Origin of the sequence: Loigolactobacillus backii (assembly GCF_003946275.1) — a bacterium.
GTDB classification, from domain to species: Bacteria; Bacillota; Bacilli; order Lactobacillales; family Lactobacillaceae; genus Loigolactobacillus; species Loigolactobacillus backii.
This window is the reverse complement of the sequence record NZ_RHNQ01000002.1, coordinates 1-20,596: the sequence shown is the minus strand read 5'-3', so window position 1 is coordinate 20,596 and position 20,596 is coordinate 1. Positions and strand designations below refer to the sequence as shown.

At 41.1% G+C, this 20,596-nt stretch carries 15 protein-coding genes; 1 reads left to right on the top strand and 14 read right to left on the bottom strand.

Going from position 1 to position 20,596, the window contains the following annotated elements; genetic code table 11:
* Positions 1 to 16: 16 nt before the first annotated feature.
* Positions 17 to 3,364: a DNA polymerase III subunit alpha gene (gene dnaE / locus EKM61_RS00710; RefSeq protein ID WP_068224452.1), complete on the bottom strand. Its 3,348-nt coding sequence runs from the start codon at positions 3,362 to 3,364 to the stop codon at positions 17 to 19.
* Positions 3,365 to 3,474: 110 nt separating this feature from the next.
* Here dnaE and EKM61_RS00705 point away from each other — a divergent pair, with 110 nt between their 5' ends.
* A complete protein-coding gene (locus tag EKM61_RS00705) occupies positions 3,475 to 3,663 on the top strand; it encodes a YjzD family protein (RefSeq protein ID WP_068224454.1) in 189 nt (62 codons plus the stop codon).
* Positions 3,664 to 3,739: 76 nt separating this feature from the next.
* Here EKM61_RS00705 and clpB read toward each other — a convergent pair whose 3' ends face one another.
* From clpB to EKM61_RS00640, 13 genes are all read right to left on the bottom strand, one after another.
* Positions 3,740 to 6,352 (bottom strand): ATP-dependent chaperone ClpB, encoded by a 2,613-nt coding sequence (clpB, locus tag EKM61_RS00700; protein ID WP_068224456.1) that lies wholly within the window; start codon positions 6,350 to 6,352, stop codon positions 3,740 to 3,742.
* Between the two features lie 159 nt (positions 6,353 to 6,511).
* Positions 6,512 to 7,747: a peptidase T gene (gene pepT / locus EKM61_RS00695; protein ID WP_068224459.1), complete on the bottom strand. Its 1,236-nt coding sequence runs from the start codon at positions 7,745 to 7,747 to the stop codon at positions 6,512 to 6,514.
* 294 nt (positions 7,748 to 8,041) lie between these two features.
* The gene (locus EKM61_RS00690) at positions 8,042 to 9,169 is read right to left on the bottom strand and encodes a Nif3-like dinuclear metal center hexameric protein (RefSeq protein WP_068224460.1); all 1,128 of its coding nucleotides are present in this window, start codon (positions 9,167 to 9,169) and stop codon (positions 8,042 to 8,044) included.
* Positions 9,166 to 9,864, bottom strand: a complete 699-nt coding sequence (locus EKM61_RS00685; protein ID WP_068226223.1) for a tRNA (adenine(22)-N(1))-methyltransferase — start codon at positions 9,862 to 9,864, stop codon at positions 9,166 to 9,168. The genes EKM61_RS00690 and EKM61_RS00685 overlap by 4 nt, the downstream gene beginning before the upstream one ends.
* Before the next feature lie 342 nt (positions 9,865 to 10,206).
* Positions 10,207 to 11,322 (bottom strand): RNA polymerase sigma factor RpoD, encoded by a 1,116-nt coding sequence (gene rpoD / locus EKM61_RS00680; RefSeq protein ID WP_068224463.1) that lies wholly within the window; start codon positions 11,320 to 11,322, stop codon positions 10,207 to 10,209.
* Between the two features lie 12 nt (positions 11,323 to 11,334).
* Entirely contained in the window at positions 11,335 to 13,188 is a 1,854-nt protein-coding gene (gene dnaG / locus EKM61_RS00675; RefSeq protein ID WP_068224466.1) for a DNA primase, read from the bottom strand.
* 239 nt (positions 13,189 to 13,427) lie between these two features.
* The gene (glyS, locus tag EKM61_RS00670) at positions 13,428 to 15,509 is read right to left on the bottom strand and encodes a glycine--tRNA ligase subunit beta (RefSeq protein WP_068224470.1); all 2,082 of its coding nucleotides are present in this window, start codon (positions 15,507 to 15,509) and stop codon (positions 13,428 to 13,430) included.
* Position 15,510: 1 nt separating this feature from the next.
* Entirely contained in the window at positions 15,511 to 16,416 is a 906-nt protein-coding gene (gene glyQ, locus EKM61_RS00665; protein ID WP_068280758.1) for a glycine--tRNA ligase subunit alpha, read from the bottom strand.
* Between the two features lie 357 nt (positions 16,417 to 16,773).
* A complete protein-coding gene (recO, locus tag EKM61_RS00660; protein WP_068224474.1) occupies positions 16,774 to 17,547 on the bottom strand; it encodes a DNA repair protein RecO in 774 nt (257 codons plus the stop codon).
* Positions 17,548 to 17,606: 59 nt separating this feature from the next.
* Positions 17,607 to 18,515, bottom strand: coding sequence for a GTPase Era (gene era / locus EKM61_RS00655; protein WP_068224481.1), 909 nt, complete (start codon positions 18,513 to 18,515; stop codon positions 17,607 to 17,609).
* A gap of 33 nt (positions 18,516 to 18,548) precedes the next feature.
* Complete coding sequence (locus tag EKM61_RS00650; RefSeq protein ID WP_068224484.1) at positions 18,549 to 18,950, bottom strand: diacylglycerol kinase family protein; 402 nt, start codon at positions 18,948 to 18,950, stop codon at positions 18,549 to 18,551.
* A complete protein-coding gene (gene ybeY / locus EKM61_RS00645; protein WP_068224488.1) occupies positions 18,928 to 19,404 on the bottom strand; it encodes an rRNA maturation RNase YbeY in 477 nt (158 codons plus the stop codon). Before ybeY ends, EKM61_RS00650 begins: the two co-directional genes overlap by 23 nt.
* Positions 19,405 to 19,440: 36 nt before the next feature.
* Complete coding sequence (locus tag EKM61_RS00640) at positions 19,441 to 20,415, bottom strand: PhoH family protein (protein WP_068224491.1); 975 nt, start codon at positions 20,413 to 20,415, stop codon at positions 19,441 to 19,443.
* Positions 20,416 to 20,596: the final 181 nt, after the last annotated feature.

The window sequence follows — 20,596 nt, the reverse complement described above, 5'->3', positions numbered from 1 at the left end:
TCACAAGAAATCCAATTTAACTTTTATTATGAGAAAGCTCTTGATTTGTCACTGCAACGTTGGCTTTACCAAGCAATTTTTGCAAATCTTGAGTTAGTGCAGTTGTAAGCGTCACCCAATAATCGCGGTGCAATAATATTTTATTTTTAGTGGTGGGATCAAACAGAACAACTGGAATTGGTCCATTAGATTTTTTTAATCTTTGTGGTAACTCCAATTTGGCCGCCGCTTGCTCAGTTACTCGCAAAAAAAGCGTTTGCGTCGTTTTCTTTGGAAGCAAATTATCGGCCAATTGAATCTGTTCAGCCAATAATTGAAGCTCACCGCGATCATTTGCTACCTTCCCCTGGACCAATAACACTTGATCGTTGGCCAACCATTGACTGATTTGCCGGTAAACTCGGGGAAACACAGTGACGTCCAAATCAGCGGTAGCATCACTTGTACTGAGAAAAGCCATCTGTTCTCCGCGTTTGGTCCGAATTACCTTTATTTTCTTAACAAAGAGTAACACGCTACTCCGCTTCCCGACAACTAAAGCGCTAACTTGGTCAATTGGCTGCTTGGTTAACAGGTTAGTGTATTTCTCCACTGGATGACCAGATAAATACGCCCCTAAATAACGATCTTCAACCTCAAGTTTCTCGGCCAAGCTCAAATCTGGTACTGCTTTTTTCTTAGGCGCCAGCGTTTCAAATAATGAAACGTTTGCACCACTTAAATTTAGCGCCTCAATTAATTCCGGTAGCGCCTGCATTAATTCCGCCCGATTGGCATTAAATTGCGTAAAGGCCTCGGTATAGACTAACGGTGCCAAATAATCCATTTTTAACCACTTGGCATCAATGCGTTGTAAGAAATCTTGTAACGATTTAAACTGGCCTTGTTTTTTTCGGTTTGCTAAAATTTGCAATACAAATTCCCGCCTTAAACCCTTTATACAAAGTAAACCGAACAAGATTGCCTGCTGCTTGAGGCGATAATAGAGCTGACTTTGGTTAATGTCGGGCGGCAAAATTTTAATTCTACGCAGTTTGGCCTCTTGCAAGTAACTTTTAGTTTTAGTTGGGTTATTAATTGCTGAATTTAATAAAGCGGCGAAAAAGGCGGCTGGATAATGAGTCTTTAAATAGGCCAGTTGAAAAGCTATCATACTGTAAGCAACCGCATGGGAACGATTAAATCCATAATTAGCAAAACGTTCAATGTACTCATACATTTGAGCAGCTGCTTGTTTCTGGTAACCCTTTTTAAGGGCCCCACTAATAAATTCGGCTTTCTTTTCGTCAATAACGGCCTTTTTCTTCTTGCTCATTGCCCGGCGTAAAATATCAGCCTCACCTAAACTAAAACCACCCATCGCCGCCGCAACCTGCATGACTTGCTCCTGATAAACTAAAATGCCGTACGTAGGTCCTAAAATACCGGCAATCGTTTCATTTGGAAACTCTGGCTTAGTGTTGGCGTGCTTTCGTTTTATAAAAGTTGCAATGTTTTCCATTGGCCCGGGACGATACAAGGCGTTAACCGCAACAATATCTTCAAAGCTAGTTGGTTTTAATTCCCGGAGGACATTCTTGATGCCACTTGATTCAAATTGAAAGACACCATTTGTATCCCCCGCTTGAAAAAGGTTTAAAGTCTCCGGATCATTTAGTGGGATTTGATTGATTGGTAAACTTTCACCCGTTTGCTGCTTCACTAATTGCAAGGTATTCGCCAAAATACTGAGATTTCGCAAACCTAGAAAATCCATTTTCAATAAACCAAGTTCTTCAACGTTTCCCATTGGCAATTGCGTTAGTAAAATACCTTCACTACCTGTTTGTAAGGGTAAATAATCGGTTAAATCTTGGTCGGCCAGCACAATTCCTGCCGCGTGTGTAGAATAATGCCGGGGTAATCCTTCTAATCGCAGCGCCGTTTTGTATAATAATTGATTACGTTTGCTATCGCTAACTAAATTGCGTAACCGCAACGATTGCTTGTAGGCATCCGTTAGATTAATGTGTAAAATGTTTGGAACGGCCTTTGACCAATCGGCCATTTCAAACTGCGTTAACCCAAGAACACGACCAACATCGCGCAATGCCTGTTTGGCCGCAAGTGTGCCAAAAGTGATGATCTGGGCCATGTGGGTGTGACCGTATTTCTGATGGACGTACTGCAAAAGATCCTCCCGGCGGTTATCCGGAATATCCAAATCAATATCCGGCATGTTATGCCGCTCTTGATTCAAGAAGCGTTCAAACAGTAAATTATATTTTAATGGATCAACTTCCGTAATAGCCAGCGCGTAGGAAACTAATGCTCCAGCGGCCGAGCCTCGCCCAGGCCCAGTCATAATATTTACCTGGTGGGCATAGTGCATAACATCCCAAATAATCAAGAAATAATCGTTAAATCCCATTTCGTTAATTACTTTTAACTCATGATCCAACCTGGTTTGGTAAGCTGGTGGAATAACTTTATCAGCAAAACGTCCTTTTAAACCAGTCGTTGCCATTTGCCGCAAGTAGTCGGCGGCTGTTTCATGAGTAGGTACTGGATATTTAGGCAACAATGGCTCATGAAAAGTGAGCTTGACCTGACAGGCCTGAGCAATCTTCTCCGTTTCTAAAGCTGCTGGCGCCAAGTTGTTGGCCTGGTAACGTTCAAAGACTTGCGTTGCTGGTGCCAAAAAATTTTCACCATCTTGGGCCGCAGTCACCTGTTGCTCAGCATTCAGAGTTGTTCCCGCCTTAATTGAGCGCAAAATTGTTGTACTAAAGGCATCATCCGGTTCTAAATAGCGCACATCCTCTAAGGCAACTAACGGAATCTGTGTGGTATCACTTAATTGTTTTAAAGGCTCCTTTAGCGCAATTCCTTGTTTTTGTAAACTAATGCCAATTCGCAGATCGGACGTTATTTTTGCAAGTTTAGTTAAATACGTTTGGGCCTGCTCTAAATCATGTGCCGCCAACGTGGCCAATTCACTGGTATAGGCAGGTGTAATTACAAAAACATGGCTTAACAAATGGCCAATATCCGCCAATGTTAGTGGCTTTTCGGTCGTCATAACGGCCGTTGATAGTTTTAACAAATGCTGGTAGCCGACTTTATCTTTAGCCAAGATCACTAATGGGTACTGATTTTCAGAATCTAACAACCCACTAACTGACAACTTCAAACCTAAAATTGGTTTGATCTTGGCCGCAATACAAGCTTTATAGAAATCAACACTTGCATAAAGTACTTGCTGGTCAGTTAGCGCCAGTGCTGAATAACCACGTTCTTTAGCAGCCGCCACGAGCCCTTTGATTGTCGTGGGACTTTCCAGTAAACTATACGAACTCATCACTTGTAATTGTACAAAAGCCAACTTGCCACATCCCTTCATAATTGATTATAACAAACTCTAGTGACACAAATAGTTCTTTTGCTTTCAAAAAGAGTATGCTAAAATACATCTGTATCGAAAGAAGGTGCGCTATGAAACAGATTATTGTACTGATTTGGGCGCTAATTTTAGGACAATTAATTGGTTACATTGGCTCAGCGGTCACCAGTCGGCCTTATAGCGTTGGCTCATTGGCAGTTGTCTCGATTATCTTTGCAATTATCCTCATGTTCTTACCTGGATTAATGTCTGATAAACAAACAAATCATAGTAATCAATAAAAAAAGACTGGTTAAAACCAGTCTTTTTTTGTTGACCTTTTTAAAAATTTGCTAAATATTAACTGATTAGTCACCTTTATTTCGTGCTCACCGTTTTATCCGCAACTTGATTTTCAAAGACTAAATGATTATCGAGTAAATTAATTTTGACAGTTGTGTGCGGCGCTACCCGACCGGAAATAATTTCCTTAGCCAGCGGTGTTTCCACCTCACGCGTAATAAAGCGTCGCAGTGGTCGCGCACCAAAAGCTGGGTCATATCCCTGTTGCGCAAGCCATTTTTTAGCACTATCCGTGATGATTAGGTTAATTTCCTGATCAGCCACACGTTGCGAAAGCTGTGCCAGTAATTTAACCACAATCGCCTGAATATCGTTAAGGCTTAACGGTGTGAACATAATAATGTCGTCAATTCGGTTTAAAAATTCAGGCTTAAAGTGGGTTTGAATAAGTTGCCGAACTTGTTCTTGACTGGATTTAGTGATTTCACCTTGCTCATTTACACCATTTAGTAAAATTTCGGATCCTAGATTAGACGTCATAATAATAATTGTATTTTTAAAATCAACCGTTCGGCCTTGGCCATCCGTTAAGCGACCATCATCCAATACTTGTAATAAAATATTAAAAACATCTGGATGGGCTTTTTCGACTTCGTCTAATAGGACAATTGAATACGGATTCCGCCGAACAGCCTCGGTTAATTGACCGCCTTCTTCATACCCAACATAGCCTGGTGCGGCGCCAACTAACCGTGAAACCGATTCCTTTTCCATATACTCGCTCATATCGATTCGTACCATATGATCCTCCGAGTCAAATAAATTCTCGGCAAGGGCCTTGGCCAATTCTGTTTTACCAACACCAGTTGGGCCTAGGAATAGGAAAGAACCTAGTGGCCGATTAGGATCCTGCAATCCAGCACGGGACCGCAATACGGCATCAGTGACAGCGTCAACGGCCTCATTTTGGCCAACCACACGCTTATGCAAGCTTTCACCAAGCTTCAGTAATTTAGTTCGCTCACCCTGAACTAATTTAGCCACTGGAATGCCGGTTTCCCGGCTGACAACGTCCGCAATTTCGTTTTCCGTAACGGATTCTTGAACCATCCAATTTTCAGGCCGATCCTGCTTTTCCATTGTGGCCAACTCTTTTTCCAGCTCAGGAATTGTGCCGTGTTGCAGGCGCGCCGCCGTCTCCAAATCATAACTAGACTGCGCATCTTTTAACTGACGCTTAGCCTGATCAATTTCAGATTTCTTTTTGTTAACTTTAGAAATATCCTCTTTTTCTGATTCCCACCGCATTTTCATGCTATTGGCTTCTTCACGCAAATTACTTAGCTCTGATTGTAATTCGGCCAACCGCTTTTTCGAAACTGAATCCGTTTCTTTTTTCAGAGCTGCCTCTTCAATCTCCATCTGCATTAAACGCCGCGTGACCTGATCGAGCTCAGTTGGCATTGAATTCATTTCCACGTTAATATTGGCGCTAGCTTCATCAACCAAATCAATCGCTTTATCGGGTAAAAATCGATCCGTAATGTAGCGATCAGAAAGTGTTGCTGCGGCAACCAAAGCGTTATCGTGAATACGAACGCCATGATAAATCTCAAACCGCTCCTTTAAACCACGTAAAATACTAATTGTATCCTGAACTGTTGGTTCCTGTATGACAATCCGTTGGAAACGCCGTTCTAGTGCTTTATCTTTTTCCATATACTGCCGGTATTCATCTAGCGTCGTTGCCCCGATCAAGTGTAATTCCCCCCGGGCCAACATTGGCTTTAGCAAGTTACCAGCATCCATACTGCCTTCAGTCTTACCAGCGCCCACGATGTTATGAATTTCGTCAATGAATAAAATAATTTGGCCTTCACTTTTACGAACGGCCTTCAAAACACCTTTCAACCGTTCTTCAAATTCCCCCCGGTACTTTGCACCAGCAATCAACGATCCCATATCCAGACTAAAAATAGTTTTATCCTTCAAATTATCCGGAACGTCTTTATTAACAATCCGTTGAGCCAAACCTTCAACAATTGCCGTTTTCCCAACACCAGGTTCACCAATTAAAACGGGATTATTTTTTGTTTTCCGCGACAAAATCCGAATGACAGCACGAATTTCTTCATCACGACCAATAATCGGATCTTGATCACCAGTCCGAACTGCCTTCACTAAATCAGTTCCGTATTTTTCTAAAGCCTGATATTGTTCTTCCTGATTTTTCGAAGTCACTCGATCACCACCGCGCATCTCAGTAATTACCGCCTTTAATTTAGTAGTCGTTAAACCTGATTTGGTTAAATATTGAGTCAGTGAATGATCCTTCAAAGTCATCAGCGCCAAAAGAATGCTTTCGGTTGCCACGTATTCGTCCCCAAGATCTTGGCTGATCTTATCCGCAGCCTGTAGCAATCGATAGAGATTTTGGCTCATGTTCTGACCATAGGCCACATTACCTTCAACAGTTGGAATCGCGTCTAACAAACGATCGATTTCAGCCTCTAAAGTTGGTATTTCAAGACCAGCCTTTTCGTAAATTTTTCGGCCTAACTGTTGTGGTTGTATTAAAAACTTAAAAAGCTGGGGAATATCAATTTCCTGTTGGTGCCGGGTTACCGTAATTTTTTGTGCTTCCGCAATTGCATCTTGAACTGCTTGGGTCATTTTTTCTGGATTCATTTGATCAACTCCTAAACTAAATATTTTCAAAGTTAAATTTTAAAATTTAGTGTCAAAAAATCGGCAGAGCTTTCCTGCCGATTAAAACTACTTTTCTCAACAACTACAGTTTAACGCGAACATACATTCGTGGCAACTAATTTGCCTGGCGCCATTCGGCTACTGGCTATTTAATTTAATGATTTGCAAAATAACATCCGTGGCCCTTGCCATTACCTGTTCAGAAACAAACTCATAGCGACCGTGCATATTTTCTGGACCGGCAAATAAATTAGGGGTTGGTAAACCCATGAAGGAAATCTTCGAACCATCGGTACCACCACGGACAGGGTCAATCAATGGTTTCACACCAACTTCCTCCATTGCCTTTTTAGCCAATTCAACACTGCGCATATCTTTTTCTAGGACTTCACGCATATTATAGTATTGATCAAAAATAGTTAAGCTAATCCGCTCCTCAGGAAAACGTGCATTAATCGTTGCGGCAACCCTTTGCGCCACTTCCTTACGCGCTTGTAAACCAGAACGCTTAAAATCCCGAATAATGTAGGTCATGTCGGCCTCTTCAACGGTCCCTTTTAATTGATACAGATGGAAAAAGCCGGCCGTCCCACTTGTTTTTTCAGGCACTTCTTTTTGGGGAAGGCCATTTTGAAAATCAGTAGCTAGTTGTAAAGCATTAACCATGACACCATTGGCAGTGGCCGTATGAACATTTTTACCCTGAATATGAACTTTCATCTCCGCGGCATTAAACGTTTCGTATTCCAGCTGGCCTTCAGAACCACCATCAACGGTGTAGGCAAAGGTGGCATTAAAATCGGCAACGTCAAAATGATCCGCCCCAGTGCCAATTTCTTCATCTGGGCTAAAGCCAACCCGAATTTCACCGTGTTTGATTTCTGGATGCTTAACTAAGTAAGCCATCGCTGTCATAATCTCGGCAACTCCAGCCTTATCATCACCACCTAATAAAGTTGAGCCATCGGTTGTAATTAAATCATGCCCTTTATAATTGGCCAAAAATGGAAAATCAGTCAAATTCAAAGTGAACTTACCAGCTTGATCAAGTTTAATTAGCGATTGACCGTCATAATTAGGCACAAACTGAGGATTGACATTTTCTGAATTAAACTCCGCCGTATCCATATGCCCCATAAAACCAATCACTGGTACCTTTTTTTCTTGATTACTTGGTAAAGTCCCAACAACGTAACCATTCTTATCCAAATAATGTACATTCTTTAGGCCAATCATTTGCATCTCTTCAGCTAATTTTTTTGCGAAAGCTATCAGCCTAGGCGTTGACGGAATTGTATAAGAATCCGGATCTGAACGGGTGTTGCTTTTAACGTAACGTAAAAAACGTGGTACTAAGTCTTCATAAATTGCCATTTTAAAGGTCCCCTTTATTTCGATTTAAAACCATTTTTCCACTCAAATTTAGTCTAGTGGCGTGTAGCGCTCATAGTTAAATTAAATTATATCGCTATTAAAAATAATACTTATGCCGCTGGACCACTGAATGACACGTGAATAAATTTAGTTAGGTTCCATTCCGACGCTGGCGTATGGAACACATGCGACATGAACTTACCGGGCTTTAGCCTACTAGTCCAATCGACATCGTTAGTGCAACCAGTAATAATCCTCAATTGCGGAGTAGAACCTAGGCGCCGTTCCCTAAATTTACATAGAAATAAATCTAAACGGATCAGTATTCAACTTAGAAGCAAAGAAACTAACGTCGGCCCACTTTTCTTCCTTGGCCCAACCTTGGAATAGTGGAACTGCCTTTTCCTTCACGATACTTTCAATATGATGCCCTGGATCAATGACGGATAAACCGGCAGCCAACATATCATGGGCCGTGTGGTAATAAACGTCCCCTGTGACGAAGACATCCGCCTGCTGTTTTAAAACGGCCGGATAAAATTTGCCACCGTCACCACCAATAACTGCCACCCGCTTAATTAGTTTAGCAGGATCAGGTGTGACTAAACGTAGGCCAGTTAGGTCAAATGCTTGCCGAACCTGTTGAGCATAGGCCTGTACCGTCATTGGTTGCGCCAATTCGCCAATTCGACCAATACCAAACTGCTCACCTGGATTATCCAACGTATATAAATCATACGCCGGTTCCTCATAGGGATGAACTCGGTACATTGCTGCCAATACCTGCTGGGTTAACGTCTCTGGAAAAATGACCTCGATTTTTTCCTCAGCAACTGTCTCTTCTTGACCAACATGACCAATTGCCGGTTGGGCGCCCTGTTCAGGCGTAAACCGACCTGTACCGGCCAAGCTATAACTGGCCCCGTGATAATTACCAATTTGACCGGCTCCGGCCTGAACCAAGGCTTGGCGCAATATAGTTGCTTGTTTTTGTGGGACAAAAACTGCTAGTTTTTTCATTTTCCGTTGATAACTAGGCTGTAACAAGCTAACTTGCTGTAAGTGTAATCGTTCGGCCAACCAATCGTTCATCCCACCATTAGCAGAATCAAGGTTGGTATGTGCCGCGTACACCGCAATATGGTGCGCCAATAATTCGGCGTACATCGCATTTTGGGGATTATCGGTAATTAAATTTTGGACCGGGTGAAAGACAACTGGATGATGTGCAAAAATAAAATCAACTCGTTGTTCAATTGCTTCTTGAACCACTTCTGGTCGAACATCTAAAGTAACCATTACTCGGTGAATCGGCTGCTTCGTTGATCCAAGCTGCATACCAGTTGGATCACCAGGTTCCGCCAAGTATTGCGGTGCAAAACGCTCAAATCGATTAATAAAATCTTGAACTAAAAGACTCATGCTAAAACCTCCTTAATCTGTTGGTTCTCAAGTTCTAATGATCGCAGTTTCGCTGATTTATCAGAATGTGCATTCGCTTTTAAATTGGTAATAATTCGTTGATTCGTTAAAGCACGGTGTTGCCATTTTTGTTTAAAAACGGCCGCTTGTTGCTGCATTAATAACGGTCCAAAAATCAGTTGTTGTTGCGTATAGCTTGGTGCAACGGTAACCTTAGTTGCCTTAATAATTTCATAAATATGATTATCTTCGGCCAAAATTGTCTCCGCAACAATTTGGTAATTATGCTGCATTAACCATTCGCGAACCAAAGCTTCCTGAATGTTGGCCTCTAAAATTAGCGTTTTAACCGTTTTTAATGCTTTTTCACCGCGAGTTAAAATATCGCTAATCAGTTGACCGCCCATTCCAGCGATCACAACGGTATCAATTTGATCCGTCGTTTGAATGGCGGCCAGTCCATCTGCTAAGCGTGTCTGAATGTTAGGTGTTAAACCTGCCGCCGCAATCGCATTTTGGGCGCGATGAAATGGACCCGCAATAACCTCCCCGGCAATCGCAAAAGTGATCTTCCCACTAGCAACTAAACTAAGCGGCACCAAAGCGTGATCCGAACCAATATCGGCTACCCGCCCATTTTCTGGTACAAAATCGGCAACTGCTGTTAGTCGCTTGCTTAAATGTACTTTATTCACGTTTTTCATCCTCACCTTTAAAAGTTTCTAAATTCATTGTACCAAGCAATAAGCACTTGTAAACGAAAATTAATTGAATCTGCTTTTCCGACCACGTTTACACTATAGTAGTCAGGAAAATACTTTTACTAGTACTTATCATTTACTTGACCAATTTAGTGTGACATGTTTGCGACACAAATAGGACCAAGACAAAAATGAATTTTGTCTTGGTCCTATTATTTATTACTAAAGACTATCCGGAAATTATTGTTACAACAGCCGCTATAAAATTAGTCTAAACGTGTTCGCACCTGACGTCTTTTCAAACGTGCCTTTTTTGAATCACGCTTTAAATTAAAGTTATTCCAAAAAATCTTTTAGCTGTTTTGAACGACTTGGGTGACGTAATTTTCGTAACGCCTTTGCTTCAATCTGCCGAATTCGTTCCCGCGTAACGCCGAAGACCTTACCAACCTCTTCAAGCGTCCGGGTTCGACCATCATCAAGTCCAAACCGTAAACGCAACACATTCTCTTCACGGTCAGTCAAGGTATCCAAAACGCTCTCTAATTGCTCTTTTAATAATTCATAAGTAGCGTGATCGGCCGGACTAGTGGCGTCTTGATCTTCAATGAAATCACCTAAATGGGAATCATCCTCTTCACCAATTGGTGTTTCCAACGAAACTGGTTCTTGGGCGATCTTTAAGATTTCTCTAACCTTCTCCGTTGGCATATCCATCTCAGCACCAATTTCTTCTGGTGTGGGTTCGCGACCTAAGTCCTGCAAAAGTTGTCGTTGAATTCGAATTAACTTATTAATCGTTTCAACCATATGCACTGGAATCCGGATTGTCCGTGCCTGATCAGCGATCGCACGGGTAATTGCCTGCCGAATCCACCAGGTGGCGTAGGTGGAAAACTTAAAGCCCTTACGGTAATCAAACTTTTCAACTGCTTTCATTAGGCCCATATTACCTTCTTGAATTAAATCAAGAAATTGCATGCCACGCCCAACATAACGTTTAGCAATTGAAACAACCAACCTTAAATTGGCCTCGGCAAGCCGCTGTTTGGCCTCTTCATCACCTTGTTCGATTTTAAGTGCCAAGGCAACTTCTTCATCGGCCGTTAGCAATGATACACGACCAATTTCCTTTAAATACATCCGAACTGGGTCATTAATTTTAACACCGGCCGGTGCAGACATATTTTGTAGGTCTTTTTTCTTAACGTTTTTTTCTTTCTTCAAACTTCGTACGGAAGGCTCACCTTTTTCATCGACAACGCTAATACCTTGGTCTTCTATTTTTAGAAAAAGCTTATCAATCGCATCAGCATCAAGGTGAAAAGGTGTTACGATCTTGTCGGTTAAAGCATCCTCAGTAACCTGTTTTTTAGGCTTAAATTCTTTAATTATTGCTTTAACTGCGGCCGTATACTTTTTATCGTCACTTTTTACAGTTTTATTTGCCATTCGATCGGCCTCCTATATCATTTGTTGTGTTGCTACCTCTTGTATCTGACGCTTTAAATCAATAATCCGTTGTAATAATTGTACCGCCTGTTTGTCGTCACCAGTTCGCGCCGCATCACGCAAGTCATTCTGCGCTTTTTGCAATTGTTTTTCAAAAACTGAACGGCGCATCGCAATTAAATAGTCCGTTACTTGCTCATCGCTAGTAGTTGGTGGTACGGCCATTTGCTCAACCGCGCTAACTAATCGTTGCAAACGATCATCCGAGCTGGGCAAATAATCCATAAATTCTGCAATTAAAAATGAATCATGTTTTTCAAAATAACCTTCACCAAAAGTGTACAATAACTGATAATTATCGTGAATAAAACTAAAATTTGTTCGGTTACGCAGTCGCATTCGCACAGTTGGATCATGGAAGTACAGCCTTAATAATTCACGTTCGGCCAACTCAACACGATCTAACTTATGCACCTGTTGCTGGTAAACGGGCACCACTTCTTTTTTTGGTTGTTGCTGTGCCCGTACACGATCATGCTCAGCCGTGGTTTTTTTTAATAACTGCTGTAGCTGCTGAACTAACGCCGTGTAAGAAACGTGTAGCTCTTCACTAAGTTGATTCAAGTAAACATCCCGTTCAACTGCTGAAGGGACCAAAACCAACTCTTGTAATGCATCATTAATGTAAGCAATCTTATCTTGTTCATTATCTAAATTCCGATTTTGCTTTAAAAAATGCAATCGAAAAGCCGGCGCCGTTTCTAAAGAATTAGTGACTTCATTTTGAAACTGCTCACTACCATATTTTTTAACGTACTCGTCAGGATCAAGATGCTCGGGTAACGTCACAATACTCAAATTAAATCGTTGATCGTCTTTTAATAACTCAATAACTCGGTTAGTTGCCTTCATGCCTGGTGCATCACCATCGTAGCACACAACCAATTGATCGGTTGCCCGGCGCAAGTGATAAAGCTGTTCATTGGTTAAACTTGTTCCCATTGAAGCGACACCATTTTTAACTCCAGCCTGAAAAGCGGCAATAACGTCCATAAAACCTTCAAATAAAATAACCCGCTTAGCCTTTCGAATCTCACTTTTAGCCAAGTCAAAATTGAACAAAACATCGCGCTTATTAAATAAATCAGTTTCGGGACTATTTAAATACTTTGGCTGATTCTCAGCCACTTGTAAAATTCGACCTGAGAAGGCAATGACTCGCCCTTGCTCATCACGAATTGGAAACATCAACCGACCAACAAAACGATCACGTAGGGTTCCATCATCATTTTCGATAAAAAGCCCTGATTGCCGTAATAATTGAAAATCGGTTTGTTTTTCTTTAAAGAAGGTTATTAGTAAATCGCGTTGCTGCGGAGCAAATCCAATTTGGAAAGTATCTAACAACGTTGTATTTAAATTACGCTGTGTTGCGTACGCTAATGCCGCCTCACCAGTGTCTGTATTCACCAAAATGTGGTGGTATAACACCGTTGCGTCACTGTACAGTGCAAACAACTTTTCCCGTTTAGGATCAACTGGTCGCTGCGGCTTTGCTTGATAGGTACTTAAATCAACTGAGACGTTCCCCAGTTCAGCAACCTTAGTTACTGCAGCGGGAAAATCTAAATTCTCAATCTCCATAATGAACTTAAAAACGTTACCACCACGACCACAACTAAAGCAATGAAATATTTGCTTATCTTCCGTTACTGAAAAAGATGGTGTCCGCTCTTCGTGAAATGGGCAAAGACCAAATAAGTTTTTCCCAGACTTTTTTAATTGGACATACTGCCCGACAATATCGGTAATATTAACGGAAGTACGAACTTCTTCAACCACTTCTTCTGGAATTCTACCGGCCAAACCCTCACCTCACAAACACTTTAAAAGCTTTAAAAGTCGCACTCTTCTGGAAAAAGTGCGACTTCTACTGGATTATCAAGCGCAAAAATACATTATTTATGATAGCACAACCGGTCACTAGCAACAACTAATTTGCTCCATAAAATTTCGATTAATAACTAACACATTATCAAGACCACGCTGTTAGCTACCCAATGGTACTTGCTAAGGGGCCTCGTTTACAAATTCAACTTAACGACCTATTTAACAATTAATTCATTTAGATTAGCAACTGTAAAAATTAAACGCGCTAAGATGGCTAATTGCGTCAGTCGATTTTTGCGAATTTTTTCGTCATCGACCATTACCATTGTTGCCTCAAAATAGGCCTCAATTAGTGGGCGCAGATCACGAAGTGCAACAAAATTCTCGGCAACCGAATGTTTTGGTGTCGCTTCTTGAACCTTTTTAACGGCTTCATACAAATTCTTTTCAGCGTCATTTTCAAAAAGTGCTGGATCAACGCTCAAGGTCTCTTGATCACCAAAATTGGCCTTATCTGCCAAGCGTAACACCCGGGTCAACGCTTCAATCGATTCTTTAAAGTTCGTGTCCTGGCGTTGTTCACCAAGTACCTGCGCGGCATCAAACATCGCCATCAAATCATTATTGTGACCACCCAGTACTGCATCAACAATGTCATAATTAACTTGATGATTACCGAACCACTGTCGCATCCGATCATCCATAAATTGCTTAATCGGTTGAATATTTTTACCGTAATCTAGATTAAAGGTCACTTGATGTTTCTCCAGTAACTGCGCCATTTGTTGTTCGAAATTAGTCACACTCAAATGCCACTGTCGATCATGAAGAATCCGCACAATACCAAATGCTTGTCGTCTTAAAGCGTAAGGATCATTGGAACCATTTGGAATCATGCCAACCGCGAAGAAGCTAGAAATACTATCAAATTTATCGGCCAGTGCTAAGACGGCTCCTACCTTGCTTTCGGGTAAGACTCCATCAGCAGAGATTGGTAAATAATGTTCACGAATTGCTTGAGCAACGGCAGGCCGTTCACCTTGCAATAAGGCGTATTTCTCGCCCATCACACCTTGCAACTCAGGAAATTCGCCAACCATTCCGGTAACTAAATCAAATTTATAAATCTCACTAGCACGCTGCAAATCAGTTAGCTCATCCGCAGTTAAACCAACTTTCTCACCTAAGGCCTGGGCAATTAATTGAACGCGCTGCATTTTTTCGTACATCGTTCCAATCTTGTCGTGGAAAGAAACTGATTTCAAACGCGCAACATAATCCGCGATTGTTTGTTTTTGATCTTCAGTGTAGAAAAATTCAGCATCTTCCAAACGAGCCGCTAAAACTTTCTCATTCCCACTAATCACATTATCTAGGTGTTCGGCATTCCCATTCCGAACAGAAATAAAGTTTGGCAATAACTTACCCGCCTGATCACGAACGTAGAAATAACGTTGGTGATCTTTCATGGATGTAATCAAAACTTCATCTGGCATATTCAAATATTTAGCCGCAAAAGTGCCACTAAACGCGGTTGGATATTCAACTAAATTAACCACTTCTTCTAGTAAGTCAGGATCAAGTTCAACCGTCCATTTATTGGCCTTAACTAATTTTTGAATTTGCGCCTCAATCATTGCTTGTCGTTTGGCTGGATCAGCAATAACAAATTGGCCTTCTAAAACCGTCAAGTAATCACTTGCCTGGTGCAATTCAATCGCCTTACCTAAGAAACGGTGGCCCTGCGTTTTCCGACCAGATTTAATATCTAAAACCTGGAATGGGACAATAACTTGATCTAATAGTGCAACAATCCAGTGAATTGGCCGAATATATTCAAAATCATGATCGCCCCAATGCATATTGGTTGAGAAAGTCATGGCTGTGATAACGTCTTTCATACCCGTTAGAACTTCTTTAGCAGGTTCTCCGGGAATAAATTTATCCAAAAAAACGTACTCTTCGCCCTTTTGTTCTTTAAAAATAATATCATCCGTCGTCATTTTTTGACCCCGAACGAAACCTTGAGCTGCTTTAGTCCAATTACCATCCGCATCCTGAGCAATTTTCTTAGCCGGTCCGCGGACTTCCTTTTTAACATCAGTCTGCTTAGCGGCGAGTTCTTCCACCATTACCGTCAAACGTCGCGGAGTAGAAAATGAAGAGACCTTGCCGTAACTCAAACGATTTTGTTGTAAAAATTCTTGCGTTCGCTTAACCAATTGTTGCCGACTAGGCGTAACAACATGTGCTGGCATTTCTTCCAACCCAATTTCCATTAAAAATGTATGTGTCATTTTAGTTCTCCTCCTTTTTTTCAGTATCTTGTTTTAGCAATGGGAAACCGAGCTTCTCACGTTCAGCCACGAATGCTCGTGCAACTGCCCGGGCCATATTTCGAATCCGTGAAAGATAGCCAGCACGCTCCGTAACACTGACCGCGCCACGTGCATCCAACAAGTTAAAAGTATGACTACACTTTAAAATATAATCATAAGCAGGATGAACTAAGCCGTTATCAATCTGTTTTTTTGCTTCATTTTCGTACATATCAAATAATTGCAGCAACATATCTTGATTGCTTTCTTCAAAAGAATATTTTGAATGTTCAAACTCAGGTTCCTTAAAGATATCACCATATTTGACACCATCGCCCCATTCAAGATCAAAAACAGAATTAACGTCCTGAATATAAGAAGCTAATCGTTCAATTCCGTATGTAATCTCTGAGGTAACTGGCCTAACGTTTAGGCCGCCAACAACCTGGAAATAAGTGAATTGTGAGACTTCCATCCCATCCAGCCAAACTTCCCAACCAACACCGGCACAGCCCATTGATGGATTCTCCCAGTTATCCTCAACAAACCGAATATCGTGGGCCAAAGGATCAATGCCTAACGCCCGCAAACTATCCAGGTAAAGTTCTTGAATATTTGCTGGGGAGGGCTTCATGACAACTTGAAATTGGTGATGCTGGTACAACCGATTAGGATTTTCACCATACCGTCCATCAGCCGGCCGTCTTGAAGGTTCAACGTAAGCTGCATTCCATGGTTCAGGTCCGATTGCCCGTAAAAAAGTATACGGACTCATCGTCCCGGCACCTTTTTCAGTGTCGTAGGCCTCCATGAGCATGCAACCTTGCTTACTCCAATAACGCTGTAAAGTCAAAATCATATCTTGAATATTTAATTTTTGATCCATAAGTGAAACTCCCTTCACATTTAAAGCCAAAACACCACTAATAAAAGTAACGCTTGAGCCAAGCGACTTGTTTTGAATAAGTTATACTGATAAGCTTCTCTACGAATTTAAATAAAAAAGCCCCTATGCAGATTAACAATCTACATAGGGAATAGGGACGATTACTCGCGGTTCCACCCTAGTTCTAGTGATTTATTCACTAACACTTTAATATTAACCTAATCACTCAGGAATGCCCCGCAGTCATAATTTAGTTCGGCTTGCACTATTTCCGAATTCGCTGATAAATCATTACCTGTTTCTTTCCGTCATCGTTCATCTAAACTAAATTCTACCGATTTTCATTTAACTTGTCAATTATGGTTTCAACAGGTGATCCCAATTTTTCATATCATCAATAAAATGTTTACTTTTTAATGATAGACCTACTGTATCACTATAAATGCGGTCAATTATTCGCCGCAATTCATCCTTAGTAGCTTGCTTCACCGAAATTGACGTCAACTTACTTAAATTAAGCACCGAAAACTGGCGCAGCAAATAAATTGCCCGCGCACTTGCATGAAAGCGATAAGGATCCAAATGGAAGTGCTTCTGACACAACAGGCCGCCATAACTTTCAGAATAGTCTAAGGGAAGATCACTTCGGTGACAAATGACACAGCTTTCTAAGTAAGGTGCCACTCCAAACGCCGCCAACAACTGAATTTCATTAATGTTCGTGATAATCTCTGGATCAAATCCATCGTCGATCAGTTGCACCGATAAAACGGCCTGTTGGTACCAGCGCGGTAACGGTTGGTTATCCGTAAAAGCAACATCAATCAAATTTAAGATGTAGGTTGCGTACGCATTTAAACCAATATCAGTCGAGATGCTTTGAAATTGATGGTACTCTTTAGCCGCGTTAATAAATGACAACCCTTCTTCGTGAATATTTCCAACGTAAGTTCCTTGCGTAAAGGGTAGTAATGCAGCCGCCAATTTAAAACCGCGTTTGCGTGCGCCACGAATAAAAAACATTTTTTTACCAAATTGATCAGTAAAAAACTTAACCAACATATCACGTTCCCGGTAATCCCGGCGAAACATCACTAAACCATTAAAGTCAGTTATTTGTCGCTGTGCCACACGCACCCCTCCTTCAAAGCTTGACCTTCAAACACGGCCTAAGTTCATTATCTCACTGCTTAATAGTCTTTCTTACGGTAACCTAATTCATCTAGATACTGCTGATTATCGCGCCAACCCTTGTCAACCTTAACCCATAATTGTAAATAGACCTTTTCACCTAGTAAACGTTCAATATCTCTTCTTGCGCGCGTACCAATTTCCTTCAACATTTTGCCGCCTTGACCAATAATGATTCCCTTTTGACCGGGGCGCTCAACAACAATGGTTGCGTCAATTTTCATCTTTTCGTTATCATTATGCCGCATTTTCTCAACTTGAACTGCAACTGAATGAGGGACTTCTTCACGGGTTAATTCTAAAATTTTCTCACGAATTAGTTCAGAAACAACAAAATATTCTGGATGATCGGTAATCTGATCATCTGGATAATATTGCGGTCCCACCGGTAATTCACGTTCAAGTTCCGTCAATAATTCAGTCACATTGTTGCCTTGCAGTGCTGAAATTGGAAATACTTGCTTGAACGCCATGTCTTTTTGGTAGCTTTCAACAAACGGTGCCAAATCATTCGGGTGAACTGTATCGATTTTGTTAACAATTAAGTACACAGGCTGCTTCACCCGTTTTAATTGATCGATGATAAACGTGTCACCAGGACCCTTTTTATCTTTGGCACTGACCATAAATAGGACGGCATCCACTTCATTAAGTGAAGAAGTTGCCGAACTAAGCATAAACTCATCTAATTTATTATCTGGTTTATGAATTCCTGGTGTATCAATAAAAACAATCTGGGCCGTTTTAGTTGTATATATTCCCTGAATTTTATTACGAGTTGTTTGTGCCTTATTTGACATAATCGCAACCTTTTCGCCGACAACCCGGTTCAAAAAAGTTGATTTACCAACATTAGGCCGTCCAACAATCGCGACAAAGCCAGAATGAAAATCTGCCTGTTCACTCACAATGTATCCTCCTTATTTGGTTCTAAAAACCTGCTAGTTAATTAGCGGCCATAAATGGGGCATAAAAATAATAATTCCAATAATAATTGCAAAACAGGCCGCCAATAAAACAGCCGTTGCCGCCATATCCTTTGCATTTTTGGCCGCTAATTCATAGTGATGTTGCGTTAATAAATCAACCAAATTTTCAACCACTGTATTGACTAACTCACTTAGCATCACTAAAAAAATTGCAAGTAATAGCCATAGCCACTCAAAACGATGCAACTTAAATAAAAAACCAAGTCCCAACACCAAAATACTCGTGCCAAAATGAAAACGCATGTTGCGCTCTTCAATAAATACTTGATAAATACCCGTTAATGCATGGTGTAAACTCTGCCAAAAGTTATGGTTTTTTTCAACTTGCCGCTTATCTTTTAAGCCCATAAGCATCCAAAATTTTACGCTGCAGGGCAAACATTACTTTTTCATCTTCGGCCGAGCGCATGTGATCATAGCCGTTCAAATGAAGAAAGCCATGTACGACCGTGTAGCCTAATTCACGTTCAAAAGAATGCCCATAATCATTTGCCTGTTCAGCAACCTTATCTACCGAAATCATCAAATCACCAATATTACGGGGAATTTGCATCTCCGGATCCAAAATAATAACATCCTGATCATCAGGATCCTCTTCAATCGCAAAACTAATGACATCCGTGGCGCGATCAGTATCACGGTATTCTTTATTGATTTGATGAATCTCATCATTATGCATTAATGTTACTGACATTTCTGTATCTTCAGGTAACTTCATGTAGTTACCGGCAAACTCGGTAATCTTTTTAATTAATTCCAAGTGTGCTTGCGTTACAGCCTTTGTATTATCATAAATTTCTAAATCCACTTAGTAATTCCTCCATCAAAGATTAATGACCTAGTATTAATTTTTTGGCACTTTTTCCTGGCGTTCATAAGCCTCAATGATACTAGCCACAACTGGGTGCCGAACCACATCGTTTGCCGAGAATTCAACAAATGCAATATGACTAATCCCCTTTAAAACATGCTGCGCTTGCACCAAACCACTGTTAGCATTGCGTGGTAAATCAATTTGCGTAATATCACCATTAACAATCATTTTAGAACCAAACCCAAGGCGAGTTAAGAACATTTTCATTTGTGCTGTTGTTGTATTTTGTGCTTCATCTAAAATAACAAAAGCATTGTCCAACGTTCGACCACGCATATAGGCCAGTGGTGCAATTTCAATAACCCCGCGATCCATTAAGCGTGTCGTATGTTCGGCACCTAAAACTTCATACAAAGCATCATAAATTGGCCGCAAATACGGATCGACCTTTTCCTTTAAATCACCAGGTAAAAAGCCTAGGCTCTCTCCCGCTTCAACGGCCGGGCGCGTTAAAATAATTTTTTCTACTTCTCCATTTTTTAACGCCGCAACCGCCATGACAACGGCCAAAAAAGTTTTGCCCGTCCCGGCCGGCCCAACACCAAAAGTGATATCATTTTGGCGAACTGTCGTAACGTATTGCCGTTGACCAAAGTTCTTCACGCGAATTGGTTTACCCCGCCGGTCCTTAATTAATTCGGTTTTATACAGCTCTTGAAAGTGCTCCAATGTATCCCGCTGGGCCATCTTCATTGCACTGACTACATCAGCGCTACTGATTTTAATTCCTTGTGTATATAATTGTAGAAGATTAGCCAAAACTGCATAAGTTTTACTTGCATCACTGGAAGTGCCGGTAATTTTAATTTCATTACCAAAAGCAGCCAACGTGACGTGCAGCCCTTCTTCTAGGATCTTTAAAAATTTATCCTGTGTGCCCATTAAACTGACAGCCTCATCCGGGTTGGTGACGCGAAATATTTTCGTTACTTGTCCTTCAGTCAAATAAGAGACTCCCTTTAGTGTATTCTTTAACAATAAAAATGATAGCACAAAGCGGCCGGAAAAGCACCACAACTGCAAATGAACAAAGAAAAAAGGCTGTGCCTTAAAGTGAACCCCCAAGATTGGACAGAAAAAATCCAATCTTGGGGGTTTCGTTATGAGTAAATTTAATTTCGATTTT

What these genes read in the sequence shown, in the direction of transcription:
- glyQ (WP_068280758.1), bottom strand. Translation starts at nt 16,416, where the DNA reads ATGGATCAAAAATTAAATATTCAAGATATGATTTTGACTTTACAGCGT.
- EKM61_RS00650 (WP_068224484.1), bottom strand. Translation starts at nt 18,950, where the DNA reads ATGCTTATGGGCTTAAAAGATAAGCGGCAAGTTGAAAAAAACCATAAC.
- EKM61_RS00690 (WP_068224460.1), bottom strand. Translation starts at nt 9,169, where the DNA reads ATGAGTCTTTTAGTTCAAGATTTTATTAATCGATTTGAGCGTTTTGCA.
- glyS (WP_068224470.1), bottom strand. Translation starts at nt 15,509, where the DNA reads ATGACACATACATTTTTAATGGAAATTGGGTTGGAAGAAATGCCAGCA.
- rpoD (WP_068224463.1), bottom strand. Translation starts at nt 11,322, where the DNA reads ATGGCAAATAAAACTGTAAAAAGTGACGATAAAAAGTATACGGCCGCA.
- EKM61_RS00705 (WP_068224454.1), top strand. Translation starts at nt 3,475, where the DNA reads ATGAAACAGATTATTGTACTGATTTGGGCGCTAATTTTAGGACAATTA.
- clpB (WP_068224456.1), bottom strand. Translation starts at nt 6,352, where the DNA reads ATGAATCCAGAAAAAATGACCCAAGCAGTTCAAGATGCAATTGCGGAA.
- pepT (WP_068224459.1), bottom strand. Translation starts at nt 7,747, where the DNA reads ATGGCAATTTATGAAGACTTAGTACCACGTTTTTTACGTTACGTTAAA.